We start from the raw sequence: 20,209 nt of genomic DNA, 5'->3' as shown, positions 1-20,209 counted from the left end.
CGGCCTATGGCCTGGTCATCTGGAGGCTGAACCGATGAATGTGCATGCGTCCAATTTGGACATTGAGAAATTCCGCAAGATCCACGCCCATGTCGTTCGCGGCGCCAGCGATGGCGAGCGCGACAACGCTAGGCGTATGGCCGAGGCAATGGCGGCGAAGGCCGGAATGACTTACGCAGCCGCCGTGTCCAGTTTGGACGCCAAGCCCGCTTCCAAGCCGGCCAGCTTTTTCGACGGGTTCGAAGACTGGATGGAGGAGAAGGAACCGGGATACAAGGCTAGGAAGGCGCACGAGAATGCGGAGCGGCAGGACCGCTATGCGGCACGCCGCGCAGAGCTTCTGAAGCAATTCGGCACCATCAAGGCCATCTTCGATCCGACCGGCCGCGAAAGCCTCCTGCTCCAGGCAGGAAAGCCGTTCGTGACAAAGCGGAGATCCTATGTCGATGTCTGCGGCACGCGAAGGTATTTTGCGGATGAGTTTGCCGGAGTGCACGGCACCTATTTCCGGCTGACGGATGTTGATCCGGCCGCTGTAACGGCCATCAAGGGGGCGTTCCCGTTCCCTCAGACGGTCGCAGAAGCCTTCGAGGAATTGCGCTCCTGGGACAAGCTCGAAAAGGATCGGGCCAACTTCTACGACCATCACGAATATTATTTTGATCTGCCGATCGAGCTGCGCGTCGAGCTGCTGCGCGATGTGATGCGCAATCAGCCCGTCGCCTCATGGGAGGATCTGGACGCGCGGTTCCATTACAAATCCTATTCGTGGCAGCAGCAGTGGATCGATGAGAGGGAATTCGAGGACGCGGAATGGTCCCGGCTTTTCGCTGACGTTCAAATCCTCCGCGCGCAGTCGGCGACTACCCCGACGAAATCGGGTCAGTCAGGCACCCCGGTCCACCAAGAGCCGGGTTACCGTGACCCGGGCGCTCAATCTGGACACCGCACCACCAGCCAGAAGCGCGCTGACGTGCTGTCCATGTTGGACACACATCCCGATCTGTCGAGCCGAGAGATTGCGCGCCGCGTTGGGGTTAGCCCGCAAACGGTAGCAACGTTGCGGAGAAAGGCCAGCCATGGATGAGCCGATAGTCGCTCCTGTTTTCATCCGTCCGGCGGAGCGTATCGGGATACGCGATGCATGTGATTTCGCGGGGAAGTCGGACCGCACCATCAGGACATGGTGCAGGCGCTTCGGCATTGGCCGGGTGGCGATGGCGGGAGGGCCGCTCGTCATCTCGTTACCGGCCTTGAACATGATCCTGCAAGACGACCCCGAAGCGCTGGAGCTGCTGCGCGCCGGCGACCGGGAAAGCCCTCTCGTTCGACGGCACTTTGTCGAGACCGGCACGAAAATCTGAGCCGGCCGGTGCCTGCAAAGTTTCCGTGGGTTTCCGCGCGTTGCCGAAGGGGTGCCGCGCCGAATCCATTCGTGCGATTCTCCGCGTGAAAGGAGACCACACTATGAGCGAACACCAAACGACCAAGACGGCGAAGCGCGAAGGCCGTGCCCCTGTCATGCTTCGCGGTGCAAGCGTCATGACGAGTTATCGTGACGCCCTTTTCGACGCCGCCAACCGCGCCGGCATGACGCCGAACGAATTTGTGCTCCAGGCGGCGGCCGAGAAGCTGGCTGCGACGGGCCGCCCCTTCACCGGCATCTTTTATCCCGGCGACTTCACCAAGGCGGGATATGACCGGCAGGTGAGAGCATGAACGGCCTCCCTCCACTCCCGCCGCTCGGCGCATTCACATGGGGCGGTAACGGCGAACGGATGACGCCCGAGCAGATTGCGAGCCGCCGCAGGATGGCGGACGCGATGATTTCCCAGGGTGTCGATTTCTCCCCGGTCGGGTCCTGGACCCAGGGTGTCGTCCGCGTGGCGAACGCGGCGGCCGGAAACTTCGCGGCAAATCGGCTGGAGGATGAGCAGCGTCTCGCCGCCGGCTTCCCGGTACGGCCCGGCGGCCTGTTTGGCTTGCTTCGACCCGCGCCCGAGCAAAACCCGATCAAGGGCCTCTACTGAGTGCCCATCGATTTCAAGGACAGGTGAACAACCATGGCGACGTTCCAGATTACGGCTCCAGACGGCAGAAAATACCGGGTGACTGGTGAAACGGCGGACGGCGCGCTTTCTGCGCTCCGCCAACATCTTGGCGATCAATCGAGGGTCATGTCGGTGCCGGAAATGGGCGGAGAGGGCGTCAACGCCAAAGGGGGGCGTGTCGGCTCGGGTCAGGGCATGTTCGATGACCTGATCCCCGGCCACTCACCATCCGGTGGCGTCTCTTTCGACGACCTCATTCCGAAGGGGAGCGACCAGCGAGAAGAAGCCCGCCGCGAACTTGCTCGGCGTGAACTGGAGCGCCGCCGACAGGCTCGTTCCGGCCAGCACTTCACCTATGAGCAGGGCCTCGCTCTGATGGCGGCAGAGGAGCGCTTGAAGCAGGCGGAGGCTGGCGGACAGCGTGGCCGGCGCAAGATTATGATCGATGGCCGCAAGGTGGAGGTCGATGATGGTTTCTTCGACCTCTCGCCAGAGGAGCAGGACGCGACCGTTGACGAGATTGCGGCCCAGATGGACGCTGGAGCCACCAGTTCCGACTCTGGCGATTATCCTGCGGGGGCAACGCTGGAGCAGAAGCGGGCAATCGCCATGGCCCGCGCTCGCCGCCGTCGTTTCGAGCAGGATCAGCTTGCAGGAGACCAGCGGGAACGCATGCAGGGCGCCAGCGGGACCGTTGGCGCGGCACTGGCGAGCACCATCGACGGTATCCCCGTCGCTGGCCCGTACATCAAGGCCGGCACCGAGCGGGCCGCTGCCGGTCTCTCCTCGCTCATCAATGGCCGGTCCTACGAGGATAACCTGAGCCAGGCTCAGGATCTGACGAGGATGGCCCAGGAAGAGCATCCGTATGTGACGACGGCCGGGAACATCGCCGGGGCCATTGGCGGCACCCTGCCGGCCGTAGCGGCGTTCCCTGCGGCTTTCGGGGGTGGCTCTGCCGGTTTCGGCGTAAGGACACTTCTCAGCGGCGTCTCGGGCGCTGGTCTTTCGGCGGCCGATAGTGGTGTACGCACCGACTGGGATGGCGATGCGATGAAGTGGGCCGCGCTCTGGGGTGGGGGTGCGGGTGCCGCAGGGCCTTTTGTGGGCGACATGCTCGGCAAGGGCGTCCAGTCCGTCGCAGACGCCCTTCGCAGGCGCGCGGCGGCGAAGGCAGCAGGGACGACGCCCTATGCGCTCGAAATGCTTCAGCAGGCCGCTACGCGCGACGGGATCGATCCGGCGGCGATGCGATCCATGCTGGATGATCTGGGGCCGGATGCCATGATCGGCGACCTTGGCCCGAACCTTCAGGGCAGAATGGCCGCTCTGGCTAACCTTCCGGGCGAGGGGAACGCCACCGTCCGCCGCGCGCTCGACGCTCGTCACGCCGGGGCAAACAGCCGCCTGGCCTCCACGATTGACGACACGCTCGGCAGGGCCGTAGCCCCGTCTTCCATCGACGACGCCATTGTGCAGGGGCAGAGGGTCATTGGTGAGCGTTACCGTGACGCTTTCCGTGGTGCCCGTGCTGTCGACACCCGCCGCATCGCGGATGGCTTGGAGAGCCACGCTGTCAATCTTCGCGGCGATGCGCAGACGGCCATGAAGAAGGTCCGGTCGATGCTCAACATCACCGGGACCGACGCGCTCGATCCGAACCCTGGGACGCTCTTCCAGACGCGGCAGGCCATCGACGGCATGATGGAGACGGAAACGAACTCCAAGGCGATTGCAGCTCTGTCCGAAGTCCGCAAGCAGGTCGATGACCTGTTGGCCGACGCGGTGCCAGGGATCAAGGAAATCGACGGAGCGTACCGAGAGCTTGCCAGGCAGCGCGAAGCTTTGCAGCGCGGTCAAACTGTCCTCGATACCGGCAGGACCGCACCTTGGCCGTCGCAGGTGGCCGATGAGGTGGCGGAGGGTGTCATCCCCCAGGGAACGTTTATCGGGCCGTCTGGCGGCACGGCACGGATGCGGCAAGGCACCCGAGCCGATATTGCCCGCATCCTCGGCAACAATTCCAACAATGTTGCCAAGCTCAATCAGCTTCTCAAAGGCGAAGGCAGTTGGAACCGCGAGAGGCTGGCCACCATGTTCGGGGAGGATAAGGCTGATCAGCTTTTCCGGGTTCTGGACGGCGAACTGAAATATGCGCAGACACGCGAATTCGCCACCGGCAACAGCTTCACCGCTGGACGAACGGAAAGCATGCGAGAGCTTGGCGGCGGCGGCGATCCGTCATTCGGGATCCGAGAGGCCTGGCAGTCGGGCGGCACGCTCGGCGGTATTCGCGGTGCGGCCCTGAAAGGCATCGACAAGGTGTTCGGGAAAGCGGCCGAGACGCGTAGGGCGGTGAAGAACGCTGACCTTGCCGATATCCTCGCCAGCAACCGACAGGCCGTCGTCCAGGCCCTTATCGATCGGCAGGCCGGGCCGCGGTTCTCGCCGGGCGTGGAGCAGGTGGCGCGCGCGCTCCTCCTCAGCGGAGCAACATCAATCGGGCGGTGAAGGCCGATCACCGATTTATTCCACATCATACGCGCGAGCGGGCCAGCTTTGAAAACAATCAAAGGAAATCTATCGGCCCGCTTCCGCATCGAACGAAAGGCACCGCCCATGTCGGCACAGACCGAAGCAAACCACCTCTCCGCCGCCGCCGTTATCGAGCGGATATTCATTGCCGCCGACGACGAGCACAGGGACGAGGAGACCGCCGAGAGGATCAAGGCATTCTTCAATATTCTCGACGGGAAGGACTGCCGAAGCCCGGTCGACGCCTACGCCTACATTGCCCTGGCGCGGCGTCTTTGGCATTCGGCGCTTGCTGATGTCGTCAACGGCGAAGCCCCGAGCGTCGAGGTCTTAGCCCAGGGCGTGATCTACCTCAGCAAGGGAACGGATTTCATCGGGAAGCTGCTGGAAGGCCCAGCGGAGGGCGCTGCACCCGGTCGGCTGAACTGATTCCCCCTCAAACCAGCCAGCGCTTGCGATACAACCTTGTGTAAGTGGAAAATTTACCCGGGAGCGTCATGCTGGTGTTTGCACGGGCTCCGGGGGGATGATGCCGTTACCGCCTTTTAATTCGAACGGCATGTTGCCGCCGCTTGCAAGCGAAAATGGGGCCGATGCGGATCGCTCGCCCTACACCATTACCATGATGGAACTTGTTCAAAGGTTCGGCACGACGCCGCATAGAAGGCGGCTCCTGAATAATCTCATTGCCTATCGAGGTGTGATATCGGCTGGCGGTTACACCGCTGGGCTTCAGTTTCTGGACGGCAGCTTTGTGGAAAATGTGGAAGCGCACAGCCGGCGAGAACCGCGGGATATCGATGTGTTCTCGCTTCTCGATATCCCGACACGATATCTGCAGGACCCCGCTTCTTGGCGAAACGGAGGAATTCAGTTCTGGGCAGAGGAAATCCAGAACACGCCTCGAAATAAAGAGCGCTTCCAACTGGATACCTACGCAACGTTGGTGCAGGAGGTCCCGCTCCTCGATCTCCTAAAAGGCGTGATGTACTGGTATAGTTTGTTTTCCCATCAGCGCGACACATTTGCATGGAAGGGGTTTGTCGCTGTTGTGCTAGACCCCGCGCAAGATGCCGAAGCTCTCGCCTGGTTAGGGGCGCAATGATGCCGAACCTTTTGTCCATAGAGGCGCTTGAGGCCGACAGAATGTACACGCAGCGACAACTCGACACGCTGCCTGACAACCCGTGGGGAACGGCAAGGCTCATGTGGGAGCAGCGCCTTGCGGAAATCACTCGCCAGATTGAAGATTTGCGGGTGAGCGCCGCGACGAGCGCGAGCGTAGCGCTGATATTCGACGGTCTGCCCGTTGTTGGCCAGGGTGACATTCGGCTGGATTTCTCCACCGATGCTCTGGCCACCTATCAGAAAATCATTGCCGCCTCTATGGCGGCCCTCGGTGAGCACCACATCGCGGCCAAGGGGAAAATAAAGGGTGCAGAGCGCTCGAAGCTGTATATTCGGGATATCGTTCGCGGCTCCATGGGATTCATCCTTGAAGAGCTGTCACCGCCCCAGAACGACATGTTCAACACACCGCTCAAAGTCGCCGTCGAGCGGGCCACTGAATTTCTGGCCAGCCTGAACACCGCGTCTGACGACGACTTCAATTCGGCAATCGATGCGGCGGAGCCTCGCCTCGTCAGCGCCGTTCAGAAGTTTGCCAAGGTTCTGAAGGATGCCGGCGCGACGGCAAAAATCGTTGGGTCGGAGCAAAGGCTTGCGCTCGGGCTGGAAGAGGTCAATCGCCTCTCCGACCGCTTTACGGCGGTGGAGGTCCAAGAGGATAACGTCGTCCGGGATGGCGTTTTGCTCGGCGTGCTTCCAGACTCGCATGATTTTGAGCTTGAGGTTGATGGAGAGGGCGTCCTCAAGGGAGCCGCAACCGACGACCTTGTGACCAAATACGTGGCGGATCAGGCATTCAAGGAGCAATTGCTTTTGAAGCCGGTGAAGGCGTTTCTGCGCTACACGCGGACATTGCGCAACGGCAAGCTCTTGCGGGAGCAGGTCTTGCTTGAAAACCTTGAGCCCCGCGCGACGGAAGCAGATCCCCTGTAACCACATTGCCGGAAGCTATCTGGCCATCCGGGAGAGATACGCGCCCGCGCGCGAGGCGGATGCAGTGGACAAGTCGTTCGTCGCATCCTTGCCGCGGGCCGAAAACCCCGACGCCAAACGTCGAGCTTCCGCCCTACCGTCAAGTGCTGTCCAGGCATTCAAGGTTTCTTCCGCCCTCGTCCGAATGCGTGTAGGCTTCTGGAATGGCCAGTTACCACTACTACACCGCCGCCTTGCTTGCCGCCCTGATCACATTCGCGGGCGTCTGGGCCGGATATCGGGCAACTCAGCGAGACAAGCGCCTCGGGATTGATGGCGGGTGGCCGCTTTGTATCCTGATCCTGTCCACGAGCGGCGCCATGTTCGCACTTTACTATCTAGACGACTGGCTTCGCGAGGCGCTTCCGTCAGTCTGGCTGATAGGGCAGATCCTCTTTGGTAACTTCATGGCAGTTTGTTTGGTGGGGGTTTTACATGCGCTTAGGTCGGGCCAGTTGCCCGGGCGGGCGCCGCGCATCTATTTCGGCGTCCTGCTAATCGCGGCGCCCGCGTATGCCATTTACGCCCTTGCGTCGTGATGCCCGCCGTCTCGCGCACATTCACTCCGGAGCAGTGAAGGACAGGCAATGACCTACACCGACGAGATTGCGAACACGATTTGCGAGCGCATTGCCGATGGGGAAAGCCTACGGTCGATTTGCGATGACAAGGGTATGCCCTCCAGGTCCGCGGTGTTTCGCTGGCTCAGCGGAAACGAGGATTTCCGCGACCAGTATGCCCGAGCCCGGGAAGTCCAGGCCGACGCGATATTCGATGACATCCTGACCATCGCCGACGATGGGACGAACGACTGGATGGAGAAGAAGAACGCCGAGGGCGAAACCATCGGCTGGATGGAGAACGGCGAAGCAATCCGCCGGTCGCAGCTTCGCATCGATGCTCGCAAGTGGATGGCCGCGAAGCTCCGGCCGAAGAAGTACGGCGACAAGATCGACCTGACGCATGCCGGGCCGGATGGCGCGCCTGTCGTCTTTCAGAATATCTTCGAGGCCAAGCCGGAAGGGCGATAGAACCGGGTCCGGTCGGCCCCCGCCTGTTGGTAAATGTTGGTGTAGCAGCAGCCATTCAGTCGGCGATGGAGTTGCGGGCGAAGCGCCCCTAAGGCCTCGTTATGGATAGAATGGTCTCGAAGAAGTCCGTTAATGTTGCATCCTCAATCGAAAGTGTCGAATGGCTAGCGTTGGTTTCCGATGTTGCCGTTGGGAAAAGGTCAGGGCGCTTTCTGAATAGCGCGCGGCAGGATTTCCCAGGGCCATGCTTGGCGCAGTTCGCCGCAAGTTGCAGGTACTCTACATCATCGCAGGATGAGCCATGCCCGTCGCGCTGAAGGACGGAATTCACGTCCGTCGTCACGTACGTCATGGTCTTCATTGTCGTGTTACAGTGACGTTCCCACGCATGAAACAGAGCAATCAAGAACGCCGTCCTTACCATCGGCGCACCGCGCTTTGCTTGGGCGTCAAGCTCTCCCGCGCGTTCGTAGACACTCCCAACCGGATCTTCAGGATCCGCGTCGTCTCCGTGCGGCCATTCGTCATCCGGCCCTAGGCCGAGTTCGTCTCGTACCCTTGCCTCGATTTCCGCTTCGCTATGCTTCAGCCCTGCAAGAGACGCCCGGTAGGCGCTTTGTAGATCCTCCACGTCCATCTCGAGGCGATACTTTTGGATTCTGCGGATCAAGGCTGGAGGTAATGGCGCCATGTGGTTAAGCCCCCTACATCGAAGAGGTGATTGTTGGGATACCGCTTCCGTCCTCGGCAGCTATGGCGCGGGCCCTTTCAAGGATAGACGCGCGGTGCCCGGCGTCCTTTCCGCGGATCGTCGCCATGGCTGTGCCAGTAATCCGATAGCGGCCGCATCGGTCGCAAATAATCTCAGGCGTATCGTCCATTCTAGGCACCGCTTCCCGTGCGGCGTCATCGCAAATCGGGCAGTTGTCATTCGACCAATTCATGCTGTCCTCCCCCGGGCTTCGGAATACCAGCTTGCATTGCTTGGACGGAAGAGTCGAGACCAATGCGCGATTGCATTCTGCCAATTCGGAGTTGCGTCTCGGCTATTTTGGGGGGTGTCGGTGCCTCTCCTGGGGCTTTTACGTTTTTTCGCTCGCACCATCACTCCGCACCAAGCGCACGCCGGGGTTCCCGTGATTGAGGAATTCGATCCCGAGCCCTTCCATTGCCCTCTGCACGCTCTGCACATTTGAGGATCGTCCGGCGATAGGACCGCTCCCGGCGCTCTCCATATTCCTGATCGTGTTGACATTGACGCCGACCAACTCGGCCAAATCCTTCTGTTCAATGCTAGCTAAGGCGCGGGCCGCCTTAAGCTGATTTCCCGTTGTAAGCATAGCGTTTCTCCGTTCTGTCGATACCTAACTAGGTAGCGTACCTAGATCGCTATTGACAAGCCTAGTTTTCATAACTAGGTTAGCGAACATAGTTAACTAGTGCTCAACGCTAGGAAGCCAAGGACGGAACGATGTTTAACCTCTCGCAGATCATGAAAGCCGCCTGGGCGCATTATCGCCGCGCCGTGGCCTACGTCGCCAGCAATCCCTACCTGCGCGGCACGCTCGTCCGCTTCGGTGATTGCCTCAAGGCGGAATGGAAGCATGCCAAGGCCCAGGTCGCCAAGGCGAAGCTGGATGCCGCCGTGGTTGCCCGCATCGACGCCCTGAAGGCCGAAATCCTCACCCTCGACTGCAAGCCCTTCGGCATGCGCATCGGTGCCGAGCGCGCCGCCTTGTCGGCGGAACTCGCAAAACTGGAGGTAGCGTAATGGAAAAGCCCACGTCGATTTATCTCCTGCTCGCCACCTATTGGCAGCGCATGGACGAACTCACCGAGGCCATGACGCGCACAGATGCGACCGAGCGCGAGACGGCGGAACACGCCGCCGCGTTCGCGGCCCAGATCGAAGCTGGGGAGCGTGTTCGCGATGCGGAGGTGGCGATTGCCGCGTTTGTGCCGAAATGGAGGTACGAAGCGAAAACCAAGGCCAGCTTCCTTGCCGCTCTCGCAGACGAGAACCACGGCACCCTCGACGCCGAGGTAACGGCCGGCCTCTTGTCGTCTCTTGCCGATGTTGTTCGGTGGCAGGACACGGCAGGAAGGGCATCCGCATGACGGAAGCACTCGCACGCCTCGGCGCCACCTTCGCCGCCCTCATGGTCGACTATCGCGCCGCGCAGTCTCAGCTTGCTGCGCTCCAGCATGAGGCCGACCGCACCGCGGCCGATGCCGGCTTGGTCTACGGCTCTTCGGCCTGGTCCGCGCATCGGTTCGCCGTCACCGGCCGCACCGTCCACCACGTCAATGCGCTTTACGAGAAGCTGGAGGATCTGGCGCAGGCCATCGCGCCGATGCGCCCCACCTGTTTCGCCGACCTGCTCATCAAGGCCCGCGCTCACCAGTTCAGCGGCAACCCTGCCGCCATCATCCCCGAAATCGAAGCCCTGGCGCTCGCCAGCAATCAGGAGGCCGCATAGATGACCACGACCCGTCGCACCTTCCTTGGCGGTATTGCTGCAGTATCCATTCCGCCGGCCGCCATGGCGGTAGCTGCCGCAGAACCGGAAACTCCTTCCGTTGACCAGTTCCTCGCCGTCGCCACGGCGGCAGAGCGGGCCCGATATCATGCGGACGCGCTCAAGGAGGCTATGGCCGAAATTCACCCCGATCGGTCTTGGCGTAGCGTGATCGACGACAAGCACCAGTTCGTGCTCACCATCGGCGATCCGCGCCCGGACGCATAAGCGCCAACCTCATCAGAAAATCGGAGAAACCACCATGCCGAACGAAACCGTTCCGGTTGCCGGCGAAGCTATGCCCGCAAACCCTTCCCGCCGCTTCTTCCTGTCCCGCGTCGGCGGCGCCGCTGCGGCGTCCGCTCTTGCCGCCGCACCTGCTGTCGCGGCAAACGGTCCCGAGGAGAACCCGGACGTCCTGGCGCTTGGGAAACAGTTCGATGCCGCGCACGCCGATTTCGCGGAAGCCGCTGAGCGCGTTTCTGAACTGCAGGCGGTATTCCGAGCCATCGCACCGGTCTTGCCGCCTGAAATCAGCCAGACGCAATATGACCGGCTGGCCGGCCCGAGGTACGGCGAAATCTACCGTGATCCAGCCTCGCCGCGATACGAGGACATGAGGGCACCGGATGGCGGCCGGTATCTCGTCATCACGTCCTATGAGCTGGAGCGCAATTTCAGAGACGGGAAGATGCCCGCACATATCAAAAGCCTGCACCGGATCGCCAAGGGCTTTGAGGCCGCGACGGAGACTGCGCTTCAATCAAGCGGGTTAGCGGCAGCGCTGTCTAGTTACCATGCCTCGGAATGGACGTTGCGGCGGATTGCCCGCAGCCTCTCGGAGACGCGCGCAAGAACCCCGGCCGGTCTCGCCATAAAGGTCAGGGTCACTGGCGCATATGCTGCTCTCGGCAATGAAGAGCGCCTAGACGCCAGCCTATGGCTCGCAAAATCCATGTGGAGCGACCTTGAGGGCGGGGAGGACTCGGTATGACGACCCTTAGCCCCATCGAACCGGACACAGGGTTTCACGACCTGGAGGGTTTGATCTGCGATGCCGTTAGCATGACTGACGTGTTGACGAATTCCATCCGTCACCATTTCGAGAACGTGGCGCCGAGCGACGGCTTTGTCATCAATGCGGAAGATGCCGATCGCCTCTTCTTCCTCGCCAGCATGGTCACGTCGATGAGCGACAAGGTGCGTGAGGCCTTTTACGTTGCCTTGCGCAACGAGCGGGAAGCCAAGGAAATGCGGAGATCGAGCCAATGAGAAGTCTCGCCATCGAACATTTCCGCCGCGCAGAGCTGGAGCGCCACATCGAGGAGATGATTGGTCTTCTCGACTTGATGGACGGTGATTGCGACCTTGAGGAAAACGGCGATGCCGACTGGTCCGGCTACGAGGAGGAGTTGCCAACGCGCCAATGGTCGGGCGACGGCGTGGCAAAGGCGCTGCGCCTGATTGAAGCCTCGCCGGCAGCATCGAGGCGGGCCGACGAATACGCCGACACACCGCGGCCGCCGCTGATATACGATTTTCGGGGAGGTGCAGGCCGATGAAGCTCGCTGCCCTCCTCATTGCAATCGGCCTCCTGAAAGCCGCCAAAGTCATTGCCGGGGCTGGCGAGCTTGTGGCCGACGCCGGATTATGGATCGTCGACCAGATCGACCCGAAGACCCGGAGGCGCACATGAGTGCGGTCCATGCTATGCCGGCCGCCCCGGTGCCGCGCCGCCTGGCCGATCTGGAGCGCCACGCCTGCCGATGGCCGGTGAACGATGCCAACCCTTCCGAGCTGCATCTGTTCTGCGGAGAGAGGACGGCGACGGCCAAGCCGTACTGCACCAGGCATTGCCGGCTCGCCTACCGCGTTCGGCCGGCTTCCCCCACCTGAATCCACTTCGGGTTTTTGCTACGATTATGACGGTGCATCCGCTGGAAACCACGGGGTTTGGCGCCTGAATCCGAAGTGGAGCCCGATGTTGAGAAATGTTGAGGCTCAGGCATTTTTTCTCGACGGGCTGGACTTCAGAAAGCTTCAGTTGCGGACGGGTTTCCGCGCCCCACCTTTTGGGGACTCGCACAGGCTGCCCTAAATATGGCCCACAGCCACATTTCGAGGGATGCCAATGCCCGACCAGCCGAAGACACCCCACCAGAATTGCAAGCAAGCCGTCCTGGCCGAACTGATCGCCGTAGGCTGCGCCCCAGACAATCCGGTCGACCTTTACCTCGTCGGCCCGCCCCTGGTGGCGGCCGGCTTCACCGAACAGCAGATTGTCAACGCGCTCGACAGCCTCATCTATGACAGGCACGTGGAGTATACGGGCGGCAACCGCGTCAGGCTCACCCGCTGACACTTCCGCCAATGGCTGAGGTAGTTTTGCGACCAGTACGCGCGCACGCGCGAGGGAGCGCCAGCCCGATTTTCTGCCAGTCACATGCGGGCGCGAAAACACCCCGGACCGATTTTCTGTACATCGTCACGCGGGCGCGGGAGGTGCAGGGGCTGGCACCGCTTCGATGTCCGATGTTCCTCGGAGAGGTACGCGCACGCGCGAGGCGTCCAATTTTCCGTACATCACCACGCGCGCGGGATTTCCCCTAATTGGAATGCGCCGCTGCCGGGCGGGACAGCCTGCCTGCGGGGAAACTGCCGATATCCCGGTAGATAGGCGCACCGATTTAGGTGAGGTCACTACGCGAGAGGAAGAGGGTTTTCGGACCAGTACGCGCGTGCGCGTGCGCGCGAGGCGGGAAGTTTCGGCTCAGTTTGAGGCAAAACCTCAAGGCGCGGACCCGCTACGGCAGGCCGAAAGGGGGTTTTGTCAGGTTTCGTCAGGGTTTTGTCAAGAACGGAAAATCCTGATTATGAAAGCAATATCAATGGCTTGAATAGTTTTGTCGGTTATGTCGGTTTTGTCAGGGGGTATAGATATCTGGAGGGGGATATGAGTTTCGGGACCAGTACGCGCGTGCGCGCGAGGGGGCGTTGTCGACATCAGCCCCAGGAGGGGGTTCTCGGAAGCCGTGTAGGGGGGTACTACCTTCTGGACATCAGGGGCGACCGGTTAGAGTGCAGGTAAGATACCGTAATTAAAGGGGAAAGCGCCTCTTGAGGTTCCGGCGGGCGGCTGGACAGCCTGCACAAGACCCCTGGAAATCGGGGCGAAACGCTGCATTCCATATGCAGAACGGTGCGTTATTCCAGCAAAACCTATCCATATCGCTGCAGAAGGACATGAACGCGCTGGAAAGCCTCATATATGTGGGGTTTGCGGGTGGAGGACCGAAATTGCTGAGGCGCGGGAACGGCGTCACTCGACTGATTTTGCTGGTATCGTCCGCTATATCAGTGATCGACCAGAAAACGTATGATGGCTGAAGTGGGAAATCGTTGCCCACTTCAGCCAATCTGTTCTCACTTGATTGAATGCCCTTGTTCTCGGGGCTTCTGGCTCGGCGTAGGCTACGAGACATCAAACCTGAAGTGGGAAGGGATTGGTGGAGGTTCAACGTTAGAAACCTGCTGGAAAGCACTCGATCCAACGCTGAAAGCTCGCGCGTCACTTTCGATTTATGTCCTCCGTGACCACGTCCCCTCTGCAACCCGCGTTGTCGCCGTCGATCACGAGGATGGTCTGGGTGGCAAAGCCGCTGTCTGTGATGATTGCCTTCGTGCCGGCCTCAACTGCGCAAGAGAGCAACTCGATAACCATCATAGGGTTGGACTTATGCACGCCAGCCTGGATCAACTTAAAGCCTTCGCTCATTGCGTCGCCATCGCGCCAAACGAAGACCGTGTCGCCCCCTTTGCCAAGCGTAACTTCCAGGGCGTGAGCTGTGCCGGAACCGGCGGTGATCAACACCGTGCAGAAGCCGCAAACCTTAAATACCTTGTGTAACTTTTCCATAGGTCCCTCAAGCGTTTACCATGCGAGGTTACCTTAACCGCAAATATAGCTGAGCGCTACATTGCACGCCATGGGTGATGACCGTAATGCGCAAATGAATGGCAGGATCAGACCCCTGACTACCCAAATCAGGCGCGTTTGCTCGTCGTGTTCGCCGGATCTGCCTTGAGTTTGGCGAGGCGTTTGACCAGCCGGCCCTCCAGCCAGGGCAATAGCTGCCCGACTTCCTCGGCATCGGCGATATCGTCGGCCTTTTCCGTCAGCTCATTGTAGAGGCTCGCCGCTTCAACCGCGATATCCTCGTGGCGCAGGATCAGTTGCGCCTGCTGATGGGCGCGGATGGCGATCTGCGCCAGCGTGCGCATCAGCATCTCGTCGAGCGGCTTAGTTTCCATCTGTGGAGCTTTTGACAGGTCGGCGAAAATGTCACCCTCACCGGTGATCAACCAGTTCATGTTTACACCGAATCTGTCTCGGTAGCTTGCTAGAACATTGGCATCCGGCGTCCGCTCTCCGCGCTCATAATAAGCCAGCGTGTTCTTACTGATTCGTAGGGTGCCTGCGAATTCCTCCCGATCAGGGTCGCCGAACTGCCGCCTCACCAATCTCAGCCGCGCACCAAGCGCCGTTTTGGGCTCATTTTCAGGCTTTCCCAAGCGAACACTCGATAGACCACATTCGCGTATTGCTTAATACGCGAATGTGGTCTATCCCTATTTGTGCGGCCCGCTTCGGCGAACCGCAAATGTTGCAAATCCCTGAGCAAAAAGCGGGTGCGCTACCACCCGCTTCCTGTAGGAGTTAGTCATATGGCAAAGGCCAAGCCCAAGTGGGACCGCCACTCGATCCTCGCCGAGTTTCGCCGCCGAGGCGTCAAATTCAGCGACTTCGCCGTTGAGAACGGCCGTAACCCCAACACCTTTCGCGGCATCTGGACCCGTTGGAACCGTCAGAACGAACTGCTGATCGCTGACTTCCTGGGTGATGCTGTCGAAGTCGTCTGGCCCGACCGTTACCCCATACAACCTAACCGCATCTTCCATACCGCAAAATCCGAGGCGTTAGAAAGTCAAAAATCGGGTGCCCCGTCTGACATGCGGGTGGCGGCATGACGTCCGCGCTGTCCGAAAAACTCCGATCGCTTGACATCCGCGCCACCTACAAGCGGCCCGGCCGATCCGTCGCGCACTGGTTAGATGGGGCCACCGACGCGGACATTCGCAATCTCGTCGAGGGATATCGCACGGAGGCCGAGGTGATCGCCGAGGCGGAGCGCTCGTTTGATGCATGGTGGGGCAAGGTCGACGAGGTGTCTCGCCTCGGCCTGGATGGCTTCTCGCTCTGGCGGGCTTACAAGGCGGGCTATCTGTCGATGGCCCGCGAGACCGGGCAGTTGCCTTCGGCCGGTGCGACATGACCGCGCTTGCCGCCGTCTATCGCGCCCTCGTCGCCTTCTCCATCCGCGATTTCTTCGCCTTCTGGGCCATCACGGCCTTCGTGCTCGGCGTCATCTATTTCGCCGGCACCGCCACCGTCCTCATTCTCATCTGGAGAGCCGCGCAATGACCATGACGCATCGCGAGAATATCCCGTTCTTCTCCACGCTCCCGCCGAAGGCGGTCAAGGCTGCGACCCGACTTTGGGATGCATCCCACGATCCTGCCTATAATGGCGTGCAGGCTTACAGTGACTTCGTGCAGGACCTGACTTTTGCGGGCATTTCCGCGCCCCCTCGCGCGGTGGTGAAGCGCTGGCTTGCCGGTGTTCAGGCCGGCTTGATCGAACGCCCGGAGCCGCTGGATACGGCAGCGCCAGCCGATGATCCTCAGGCGGAAGTCGCCCCGGTCAAGCCGAGACGGGGCCGGGCGCCGCGCCAGCCAGCCGACGAAGAAGTTTCCCGTCCAGTGTCGGAAGATGCGCGACCGTCACCCATCGCGGAGACTGCGTTTGAAAAGCTGACGCCCGCAACCTTCGGCGGCACTGTCTTCTCCAGCCTTATAGAGGCTGGCATCGCGCCGCCGGAGCCTGACGACGAACGGCCCGACCCGGCTCTTGCGCTGGTGACGCGCCAGATGGTCGAGGAGGAGGTTGCGCGGATCAACGTGAACGTGCGCGCCCAGGCGACCGCGAATGTGGCGGCGCGGCTCCGGCAGATGGCGGCGTCCCTCGATCCTTCCAACGCCGCCTGAACGCGGTTCCCCCTTGCCGCGTCGATCCGGTCTTGCGTCCGTCGCGGTCTCGCGGAGCCGCCGTCTCAATGCCCCCGACGCGGCGGCTCCGCAGCAGTCCAGCAGACACATACGCACAGGACACCATGTTCAATCCCGAATTTTCTAACGCTCCCGATCTCCGCACCAATGGTGTGCGCGATATCCCGCTCGCGGAGATCGACATTCCCGACGATCGAGCCCGTTCCTATGATGAGGATGAGGCTAGGGCGCTCGCCTCTATCATCGCCGCCACCGGCCTTCAGCACCCGATCCGTGTTCGCGTCGTCGGCAACCGTTTCCGCCTGATCGCCGGCCGCAAGCGCCTTGAAGCCTTCCGCATGCTGCAATGGGAGGCCATCCCATCGACCATTTCGACGGCCTCGACCGATGATGGGGCGAGACTGGAAGAGGTTATGGAGAACCTCGGCCGTGTCGAGTTGAACAAACTTGATCGTTGCCAGCACCTCTATGAACTGAAGCAGGTTCATGAGCGCCTCTATCCTGAGGCTCGGAATGGCGGCGACCGCAAGTCGGAGAAAATCAGAATCCCAAATTGGGATTCTGATCCGGGCGCATCCGAGGTCTTCGGCTTCGTGGAAGTGGCCGCGCAGAAGATTGGCCTGTCGCGCACGAGAATCGCAGATGCCGTTAAAATCTGGATGGACCTAACGCCCGAGAGCCGCGAACGCGCTTCCGGAACCCGGCTTGCCAATCATCAGTCCGGCCTGAAAGAGCTGTCCGAGCAGTCGCCCGCCGATCAGGTGAAGGTGCTGGATATGGTGCTGGCCGAGCCGCCGGTTGCATCGACGGTGGCCGATGCCGTGGAGATGCTGAAGACCGGCATCGCGAAAACGGCGGTTGAACGGAAGGCCGAGGTCGCCCGGAAGGCGCTGGAAGCTCTGCCCCAGCCCGTCGCGTCGTCGATCGCCAGCGCGCAGTCCGACGCCGCCCGGCTTGCCGAGCTTCAGAAGGGTATTGCCACGCTCTCCAAGTTCTTCGGCGATCTGAAGGACGATGAACTGGATACCGTCATTCAGCAGCATGAAGAGCGCGTCATCGCCTCCCTCAAGCGTCGGGGACGTATCTGACCATGTCCCGCCGCCGCGATCCCCTCACGAAAGACCTGTTCAGCTGGGAGCCCCCGAAGGTGGCGATCGGCTACAGCGCCGACGTGATCGGGCGTGGGCGGTTGGATAGCAAGATTGCGCGGCTCATTTCCCATGCCCTGCGGGATGCCCGCGAGGACAAGGGTCTCAGCCGCGAGGACGTGGCGCAACAGATCAGTGATTTCCTTGGTCGCAAGGTCGAGGCGACAACGCTCTACAAGTGGACCTCCGAAGGATCGGAGGGGCACCGTATCCCGCTCGATGCATTCATCGCCCTTGTCCATGCGACGGGTGCGAAAGACCTGCTTGGCTTTGTGCCGGGTGAGTTCGGCCTGACGGTCATCGAAGACGAATATGCCGAGCTGATCGAAGAGCGCCTCCTGGAAGATCACATCGAAGAAATGCAGGCGCGCAAGCAGGTGCTTGCCGCGCGCAGGAAGGCAAAACGATGATTTCTAACGAGTGGTTCAGCGCCCGAGAGCTCGCCGCCATCGCACAGGATCGCGGCGTTAAAGGATTTCCCTCAAGCAAGCGTGGGGTCAATGCTCTCGCTTCAGAAAAGGGGTGGGCGTCACTACCCGGCAATCTTTGCCGGGAGCGCTCGGCCGTCGGCGGAGGGAAAGAATTTCACGTATCTCTTCTTCCTGATGTCATGCAGGACGTCATCCATGGGCGGCAGACGAAGGCCTTGCAGCTCGTCGCGCAGGAGATGCGCGAAGAAGTCGAGCGGAAGAAGGTGGCGTCCCTGCCGGTGACCTCGCTTCGTTTCCGCCAGCGCCAGGCCATGGAAGCGCGCGGGGAAATTCTGATCGCGATCGAGCGTTATGGCATGGAGCGCGGCTTCGTCGGCTTGCGCCGCGCCATCCTCGAATTTGTCCAGGCGCAGGCAACCCACGCCGAGCGTGTCGCCGCACTCGCGAAGGCAGAGGCCGGTGAAGGCCTGACGCATAGGGAACGTATGCTTCTAGAGCAGCCGTCGCCGTTGCAGGGGACGCAGGGCTTCGGGCTGCTCGTCGATACCTTGCGGCTGGCCAATGACCGTTGCGGTGACAGGTTTCGCATTGCGCGGTCCACCGTCTACGAATGGTTCAGCCTTCGCGATGCCGGCGGCATGACGGCGCTTGCGCCAGCGCTCACCAAGGAAGAGGAGCCGATCTCCGAGGAATTCAAGGCGTTTCTGACCTTCTACTGCAAGCCTTCGAAACGGGCCGCAACCGAGGTGCTGAAGGACTACAAGGAAAAAAATCCGACCAGCACGCTCACGATCGAGCAGGTGCGTTATACGCTCCGCCACAAGCTCAATGACATCGAGCGCAATGTGGGCCGCGAAGGGCTGCTGACGCTTCGCTCCCGCATGGCCTATATCCAGCGCTCGACGGAAAACCTCTTCCCGACCACCATCTACACGGCGGACGGCAAGACCTTCGACGCCGAGATCGAGCATCCGCTTTCGAAAAAGCCCTTCAAGCCCGAAATCACCTCCATCCTCGACGTTGCGACCCGCAAGTGCGTCGGCGTTTCCATCGCGCTGAAGGAAAACGTCATCGCCGTGACCGAGGCTTTGCGGAAATCCTGCGTCGAGCATGGCATCCCGGCCATCTTCTACGTGGACCGTGGCCCCGGCTACAAGAACAAGACTTTCGATAGCGATGCAGGCGGCTTGATGGGCCGGCTGTCCATCACGAAGATGCATGCCCTGCCTTACAATTCGCAGGCCAAGGGCATCATCGAGCGGTTCAACGGCACGGTCTGGAACCCTCTGGCTGAGAAACTGCCGACATATCTCGGCGCGAAGATGGACAAGGAAGCGGCGAAGGCCGCTCACAAGGCCACGCGGTCGGATATCAAGCTCTTCGGGGTCTCGCACCTTCTCCCCACCTGGGAGGAGTTTCGGGAAATGTGCCTGAAAGCCATCACCGACTATAACAGCAAGCCGCACGATGGCCTGCCGCGTTACCGAGATCAGAGGGGCGTCTATCGCCACTACTCCCCCGACGAATTCTGGGCGCTGCATGTTGCCGATGGTTTCGAGCCCGTGCCCGTCGATGCCGAGGAGGTCGATGATCTCTTCCGTCCATACGAAGTCCGCCGTAGCCGTCGCGGCCTCGTCGAGTGGAACAACAACCAGTACTATCACAAGGCGCTGGAAGCCTATCACGGTGAGCAGCTCGTCGTTGGATACGATTTCGATCAGGCCCGTTATGTCTGGGTGCGCGAGATCGATCGTGACAGCGGCCAGCCCGGCCGGTTCGTCTGCGTTGCCGACTATACCGGCAACAAGGTCGATTACGTGCCGCGCACATACCAGCAGACAGCGGAAGAGAAGCGTCGCCAGGGCCGTGTCAAACGGCTTGAGGATAAGCTGCGGGATGCCCAGGACGAGTTTTCCAGCCCGATCCTTATCGAGCAGGCGGACCATCAGCCCATGCCGTTCATCGATCTCGGCCGCGAGCCGATCACGGTCGGGCCGGTGCTTGTCATCGACAACGAAATCAAGGGTGCCGACACGGTTGCCGGAACCGTCGAGGAGACGCGTCGGCGCACCTTCGCAAGCGATGAAGAGCTTGCGTTATGGGCGCTCGAAAATCCGGAAAAGCTAACGAGTAATCAGGTTCGCGTACTGCGCGACTGCCTCAACCGGCAGTCGTCGGCTGAACTATTCAGAATGTCAGGCATCGATCTGGAAGCCCTTCGCAACGTCCTCCGGAACGTTGCCTGACACCCCGAACCGCAAAGGAAAA

30 protein-coding genes are annotated in these 20,209 nt (G+C 61.1%); 27 read left to right on the top strand and 3 right to left on the bottom strand.

All coding sequences use genetic code 11. From position 1 onward, the window contains the following. The first annotated feature begins 34 nt into the window (after positions 1–34). The 10 genes from shn_RS13965 (at position 35) to shn_RS13920 (ending at position 7,717) form a co-directional block, all read left to right on the top strand. A complete protein-coding gene (locus shn_RS13965) occupies positions 35–1,087 on the top strand; it encodes a winged helix-turn-helix domain-containing protein (protein ID WP_064330950.1) in 1,053 nt (350 codons plus the stop codon). Next, a complete protein-coding gene (locus shn_RS13960; RefSeq protein ID WP_064330949.1) occupies positions 1,080–1,364 on the top strand; it encodes a hypothetical protein in 285 nt (94 codons plus the stop codon). Before shn_RS13965 ends, shn_RS13960 begins: the two co-directional genes overlap by 8 nt. A 103-nt stretch (positions 1,365–1,467) precedes the next feature. After that, on the top strand, positions 1,468–1,719 hold the full coding sequence (locus shn_RS13955) for a hypothetical protein (RefSeq protein WP_064330948.1): 252 nt from the start codon (positions 1,468–1,470) through the stop codon (positions 1,717–1,719). Then, positions 1,716–2,030: a hypothetical protein gene (locus tag shn_RS13950; protein WP_145925932.1), complete on the top strand. Its 315-nt coding sequence runs from the start codon at positions 1,716–1,718 to the stop codon at positions 2,028–2,030. Before shn_RS13955 ends, shn_RS13950 begins: the two co-directional genes overlap by 4 nt. Before the next feature lie 33 nt (positions 2,031–2,063). Next, on the top strand, positions 2,064–4,562 hold the full coding sequence (locus shn_RS13945) for a hypothetical protein (RefSeq protein ID WP_084438008.1): 2,499 nt from the start codon (positions 2,064–2,066) through the stop codon (positions 4,560–4,562). Between the two features lie 108 nt (positions 4,563–4,670). After that, entirely contained in the window at positions 4,671–5,015 is a 345-nt protein-coding gene (locus shn_RS13940; RefSeq protein ID WP_064330946.1) for a hypothetical protein, read from the top strand. Positions 5,016–5,112: 97 nt separating this feature from the next. Further along, on the top strand, positions 5,113–5,691 hold the full coding sequence (locus shn_RS13935; RefSeq protein ID WP_245337294.1) for a hypothetical protein: 579 nt from the start codon (positions 5,113–5,115) through the stop codon (positions 5,689–5,691). After that, complete coding sequence (locus tag shn_RS13930) at positions 5,688–6,647, top strand: hypothetical protein (protein ID WP_245337293.1); 960 nt, start codon at positions 5,688–5,690, stop codon at positions 6,645–6,647. The genes shn_RS13935 and shn_RS13930 overlap by 4 nt, the downstream gene beginning before the upstream one ends. Positions 6,648–6,850: 203 nt before the next feature. Further along, complete coding sequence (locus tag shn_RS13925) at positions 6,851–7,225, top strand: hypothetical protein (protein WP_064330945.1); 375 nt, start codon at positions 6,851–6,853, stop codon at positions 7,223–7,225. A 48-nt stretch (positions 7,226–7,273) separates the two neighbouring features. Beyond that, a complete protein-coding gene (locus tag shn_RS13920) occupies positions 7,274–7,717 on the top strand; it encodes a hypothetical protein (protein ID WP_064330944.1) in 444 nt (147 codons plus the stop codon). Positions 7,718–7,805: 88 nt separating this feature from the next. Here shn_RS13920 and shn_RS13915 read toward each other — a convergent pair whose 3' ends face one another. After that, positions 7,806–8,408 carry a hypothetical protein gene (locus shn_RS13915; protein WP_145925931.1) on the bottom strand — a complete coding sequence of 201 codons (603 nt, stop codon included), beginning with the start codon at positions 8,406–8,408 and terminating at the stop codon, positions 7,806–7,808. 780 nt (positions 8,409–9,188) lie between these two features. Here shn_RS13915 and shn_RS13905 point away from each other — a divergent pair. From shn_RS13905 to shn_RS13870, 10 genes are all read left to right on the top strand, one after another. Next, positions 9,189–9,488: a hypothetical protein gene (locus shn_RS13905; protein WP_064330941.1), complete on the top strand. Its 300-nt coding sequence runs from the start codon at positions 9,189–9,191 to the stop codon at positions 9,486–9,488. Continuing rightward, positions 9,488–9,835, top strand: coding sequence for a hypothetical protein (locus tag shn_RS13900; RefSeq protein ID WP_064330940.1), 348 nt, complete (start codon positions 9,488–9,490; stop codon positions 9,833–9,835). Before shn_RS13905 ends, shn_RS13900 begins: the two co-directional genes overlap by 1 nt. After that, the gene (locus tag shn_RS13895) at positions 9,832–10,197 is read left to right on the top strand and encodes a hypothetical protein (protein WP_064330939.1); all 366 of its coding nucleotides are present in this window, start codon (positions 9,832–9,834) and stop codon (positions 10,195–10,197) included. The genes shn_RS13900 and shn_RS13895 overlap by 4 nt, the downstream gene beginning before the upstream one ends. After that, positions 10,198–10,464, top strand: a complete 267-nt coding sequence (locus shn_RS13890; RefSeq protein WP_064330938.1) for a hypothetical protein — start codon at positions 10,198–10,200, stop codon at positions 10,462–10,464. Between the two features lie 34 nt (positions 10,465–10,498). Beyond that, positions 10,499–11,230: a hypothetical protein gene (locus shn_RS13885; RefSeq protein WP_064330937.1), complete on the top strand. Its 732-nt coding sequence runs from the start codon at positions 10,499–10,501 to the stop codon at positions 11,228–11,230. Next, complete coding sequence (locus shn_RS13880) at positions 11,227–11,508, top strand: hypothetical protein (RefSeq protein WP_064330936.1); 282 nt, start codon at positions 11,227–11,229, stop codon at positions 11,506–11,508. The genes shn_RS13885 and shn_RS13880 overlap by 4 nt, the downstream gene beginning before the upstream one ends. Next, the gene (locus tag shn_RS13875) at positions 11,505–11,798 is read left to right on the top strand and encodes a hypothetical protein (RefSeq protein ID WP_064330935.1); all 294 of its coding nucleotides are present in this window, start codon (positions 11,505–11,507) and stop codon (positions 11,796–11,798) included. The genes shn_RS13880 and shn_RS13875 overlap by 4 nt, the downstream gene beginning before the upstream one ends. Further along, positions 11,795–11,932 (top strand): hypothetical protein, encoded by a 138-nt coding sequence (locus tag shn_RS36425; RefSeq protein WP_168168911.1) that lies wholly within the window; start codon positions 11,795–11,797, stop codon positions 11,930–11,932. Before shn_RS13875 ends, shn_RS36425 begins: the two co-directional genes overlap by 4 nt. After that, positions 11,887–12,132 (top strand): GcrA family cell cycle regulator, encoded by a 246-nt coding sequence (locus tag shn_RS35030; protein WP_084438006.1) that lies wholly within the window; start codon positions 11,887–11,889, stop codon positions 12,130–12,132. Before shn_RS36425 ends, shn_RS35030 begins: the two co-directional genes overlap by 46 nt. A gap of 235 nt (positions 12,133–12,367) precedes the next feature. After that, positions 12,368–12,595 carry a hypothetical protein gene (locus tag shn_RS13870; RefSeq protein ID WP_064330934.1) on the top strand — a complete coding sequence of 76 codons (228 nt, stop codon included), beginning with the start codon at positions 12,368–12,370 and terminating at the stop codon, positions 12,593–12,595. A 1,209-nt stretch (positions 12,596–13,804) separates the two neighbouring features. Here the strand turns inward: shn_RS13870 and shn_RS13860 are convergent. Further along, complete coding sequence (locus tag shn_RS13860; protein WP_064330932.1) at positions 13,805–14,152, bottom strand: hypothetical protein; 348 nt, start codon at positions 14,150–14,152, stop codon at positions 13,805–13,807. 128 nt (positions 14,153–14,280) lie between these two features. Further along, positions 14,281–14,808, bottom strand: coding sequence for a helix-turn-helix transcriptional regulator (locus shn_RS13855; protein ID WP_145925930.1), 528 nt, complete (start codon positions 14,806–14,808; stop codon positions 14,281–14,283). Positions 14,809–14,961: 153 nt separating this feature from the next. Between shn_RS13855 and shn_RS13850 the strand changes: the two genes are divergently transcribed. The 7 genes from shn_RS13850 to shn_RS13825 all read left to right on the top strand — a co-directional run bounded on the left by shn_RS13850 (position 14,962) and on the right by shn_RS13825 (position 20,187). Then, positions 14,962–15,264 (top strand): helix-turn-helix domain-containing protein, encoded by a 303-nt coding sequence (locus tag shn_RS13850; RefSeq protein ID WP_064330931.1) that lies wholly within the window; start codon positions 14,962–14,964, stop codon positions 15,262–15,264. Next, positions 15,261–15,569: a hypothetical protein gene (locus shn_RS13845; RefSeq protein WP_064330930.1), complete on the top strand. Its 309-nt coding sequence runs from the start codon at positions 15,261–15,263 to the stop codon at positions 15,567–15,569. The genes shn_RS13850 and shn_RS13845 overlap by 4 nt, the downstream gene beginning before the upstream one ends. Beyond that, positions 15,566–15,718, top strand: coding sequence for a hypothetical protein (locus shn_RS36420; RefSeq protein WP_168168910.1), 153 nt, complete (start codon positions 15,566–15,568; stop codon positions 15,716–15,718). The genes shn_RS13845 and shn_RS36420 overlap by 4 nt, the downstream gene beginning before the upstream one ends. Continuing rightward, the gene (locus shn_RS13840; protein ID WP_064330929.1) at positions 15,715–16,341 is read left to right on the top strand and encodes a hypothetical protein; all 627 of its coding nucleotides are present in this window, start codon (positions 15,715–15,717) and stop codon (positions 16,339–16,341) included. Before shn_RS36420 ends, shn_RS13840 begins: the two co-directional genes overlap by 4 nt. A gap of 125 nt (positions 16,342–16,466) precedes the next feature. Next, entirely contained in the window at positions 16,467–17,450 is a 984-nt protein-coding gene (locus shn_RS13835) for a ParB N-terminal domain-containing protein (RefSeq protein WP_064330928.1), read from the top strand. 2 nt (positions 17,451–17,452) lie between these two features. Then, positions 17,453–17,920: a hypothetical protein gene (locus shn_RS13830; RefSeq protein ID WP_064330927.1), complete on the top strand. Its 468-nt coding sequence runs from the start codon at positions 17,453–17,455 to the stop codon at positions 17,918–17,920. After that, positions 17,917–20,187, top strand: a complete 2,271-nt coding sequence (locus tag shn_RS13825) for a Mu transposase C-terminal domain-containing protein (RefSeq protein WP_064330926.1) — start codon at positions 17,917–17,919, stop codon at positions 20,185–20,187. Before shn_RS13830 ends, shn_RS13825 begins: the two co-directional genes overlap by 4 nt. Positions 20,188–20,209 lie beyond the last annotated feature (22 nt).

The sequence above is a fragment of the Shinella sp. HZN7 genome (assembly GCF_001652565.1).
Taxonomy (GTDB): Bacteria; Pseudomonadota; Alphaproteobacteria; order Rhizobiales; family Rhizobiaceae; genus Shinella; species Shinella granuli.
This window is presented reverse-complemented; position numbering and strand designations above follow the sequence as displayed.

Excerpts from the sequence above, each read along its gene's own strand:
- shn_RS13925 (WP_064330945.1), top strand. The coding sequence starts at position 6,851 with ATGGCCAGTTACCACTACTACACCGCCGCCTTGCTTGCCGCCCTGATC.
- shn_RS13875 (WP_064330935.1), top strand. The coding sequence starts at position 11,505 with ATGAGAAGTCTCGCCATCGAACATTTCCGCCGCGCAGAGCTGGAGCGC.
- shn_RS13845 (WP_064330930.1), top strand. The coding sequence starts at position 15,261 with ATGACGTCCGCGCTGTCCGAAAAACTCCGATCGCTTGACATCCGCGCC.
- shn_RS13905 (WP_064330941.1), top strand. The coding sequence starts at position 9,189 with ATGTTTAACCTCTCGCAGATCATGAAAGCCGCCTGGGCGCATTATCGC.
- shn_RS13825 (WP_064330926.1), top strand. The coding sequence starts at position 17,917 with ATGATTTCTAACGAGTGGTTCAGCGCCCGAGAGCTCGCCGCCATCGCA.
- shn_RS13930 (WP_245337293.1), top strand. The coding sequence starts at position 5,688 with ATGATGCCGAACCTTTTGTCCATAGAGGCGCTTGAGGCCGACAGAATG.
- shn_RS13860 (WP_064330932.1), bottom strand. The coding sequence starts at position 14,152 with ATGGAAAAGTTACACAAGGTATTTAAGGTTTGCGGCTTCTGCACGGTG.
- shn_RS13965 (WP_064330950.1), top strand. The coding sequence starts at position 35 with ATGAATGTGCATGCGTCCAATTTGGACATTGAGAAATTCCGCAAGATC.
- shn_RS13840 (WP_064330929.1), top strand. The coding sequence starts at position 15,715 with ATGACCATGACGCATCGCGAGAATATCCCGTTCTTCTCCACGCTCCCG.
- shn_RS36420 (WP_168168910.1), top strand. The coding sequence starts at position 15,566 with ATGACCGCGCTTGCCGCCGTCTATCGCGCCCTCGTCGCCTTCTCCATC.
- shn_RS13915 (WP_145925931.1), bottom strand. The coding sequence starts at position 8,408 with ATGGCGCCATTACCTCCAGCCTTGATCCGCAGAATCCAAAAGTATCGC.
- shn_RS13940 (WP_064330946.1), top strand. The coding sequence starts at position 4,671 with ATGTCGGCACAGACCGAAGCAAACCACCTCTCCGCCGCCGCCGTTATC.
- shn_RS13870 (WP_064330934.1), top strand. The coding sequence starts at position 12,368 with ATGCCCGACCAGCCGAAGACACCCCACCAGAATTGCAAGCAAGCCGTC.
- shn_RS13945 (WP_084438008.1), top strand. The coding sequence starts at position 2,064 with ATGGCGACGTTCCAGATTACGGCTCCAGACGGCAGAAAATACCGGGTG.
- shn_RS13920 (WP_064330944.1), top strand. The coding sequence starts at position 7,274 with ATGACCTACACCGACGAGATTGCGAACACGATTTGCGAGCGCATTGCC.
- shn_RS13955 (WP_064330948.1), top strand. The coding sequence starts at position 1,468 with ATGAGCGAACACCAAACGACCAAGACGGCGAAGCGCGAAGGCCGTGCC.
- shn_RS36425 (WP_168168911.1), top strand. The coding sequence starts at position 11,795 with ATGAAGCTCGCTGCCCTCCTCATTGCAATCGGCCTCCTGAAAGCCGCC.
- shn_RS13900 (WP_064330940.1), top strand. The coding sequence starts at position 9,488 with ATGGAAAAGCCCACGTCGATTTATCTCCTGCTCGCCACCTATTGGCAG.
- shn_RS13935 (WP_245337294.1), top strand. The coding sequence starts at position 5,113 with ATGATGCCGTTACCGCCTTTTAATTCGAACGGCATGTTGCCGCCGCTT.
- shn_RS13830 (WP_064330927.1), top strand. The coding sequence starts at position 17,453 with ATGTCCCGCCGCCGCGATCCCCTCACGAAAGACCTGTTCAGCTGGGAG.
- shn_RS13890 (WP_064330938.1), top strand. The coding sequence starts at position 10,198 with ATGACCACGACCCGTCGCACCTTCCTTGGCGGTATTGCTGCAGTATCC.
- shn_RS13895 (WP_064330939.1), top strand. The coding sequence starts at position 9,832 with ATGACGGAAGCACTCGCACGCCTCGGCGCCACCTTCGCCGCCCTCATG.
- shn_RS13880 (WP_064330936.1), top strand. The coding sequence starts at position 11,227 with ATGACGACCCTTAGCCCCATCGAACCGGACACAGGGTTTCACGACCTG.
- shn_RS13850 (WP_064330931.1), top strand. The coding sequence starts at position 14,962 with ATGGCAAAGGCCAAGCCCAAGTGGGACCGCCACTCGATCCTCGCCGAG.
- shn_RS13950 (WP_145925932.1), top strand. The coding sequence starts at position 1,716 with ATGAACGGCCTCCCTCCACTCCCGCCGCTCGGCGCATTCACATGGGGC.
- shn_RS13885 (WP_064330937.1), top strand. The coding sequence starts at position 10,499 with ATGCCGAACGAAACCGTTCCGGTTGCCGGCGAAGCTATGCCCGCAAAC.
- shn_RS13835 (WP_064330928.1), top strand. The coding sequence starts at position 16,467 with ATGTTCAATCCCGAATTTTCTAACGCTCCCGATCTCCGCACCAATGGT.
- shn_RS35030 (WP_084438006.1), top strand. The coding sequence starts at position 11,887 with ATGGATCGTCGACCAGATCGACCCGAAGACCCGGAGGCGCACATGAGT.
- shn_RS13960 (WP_064330949.1), top strand. The coding sequence starts at position 1,080 with ATGGATGAGCCGATAGTCGCTCCTGTTTTCATCCGTCCGGCGGAGCGT.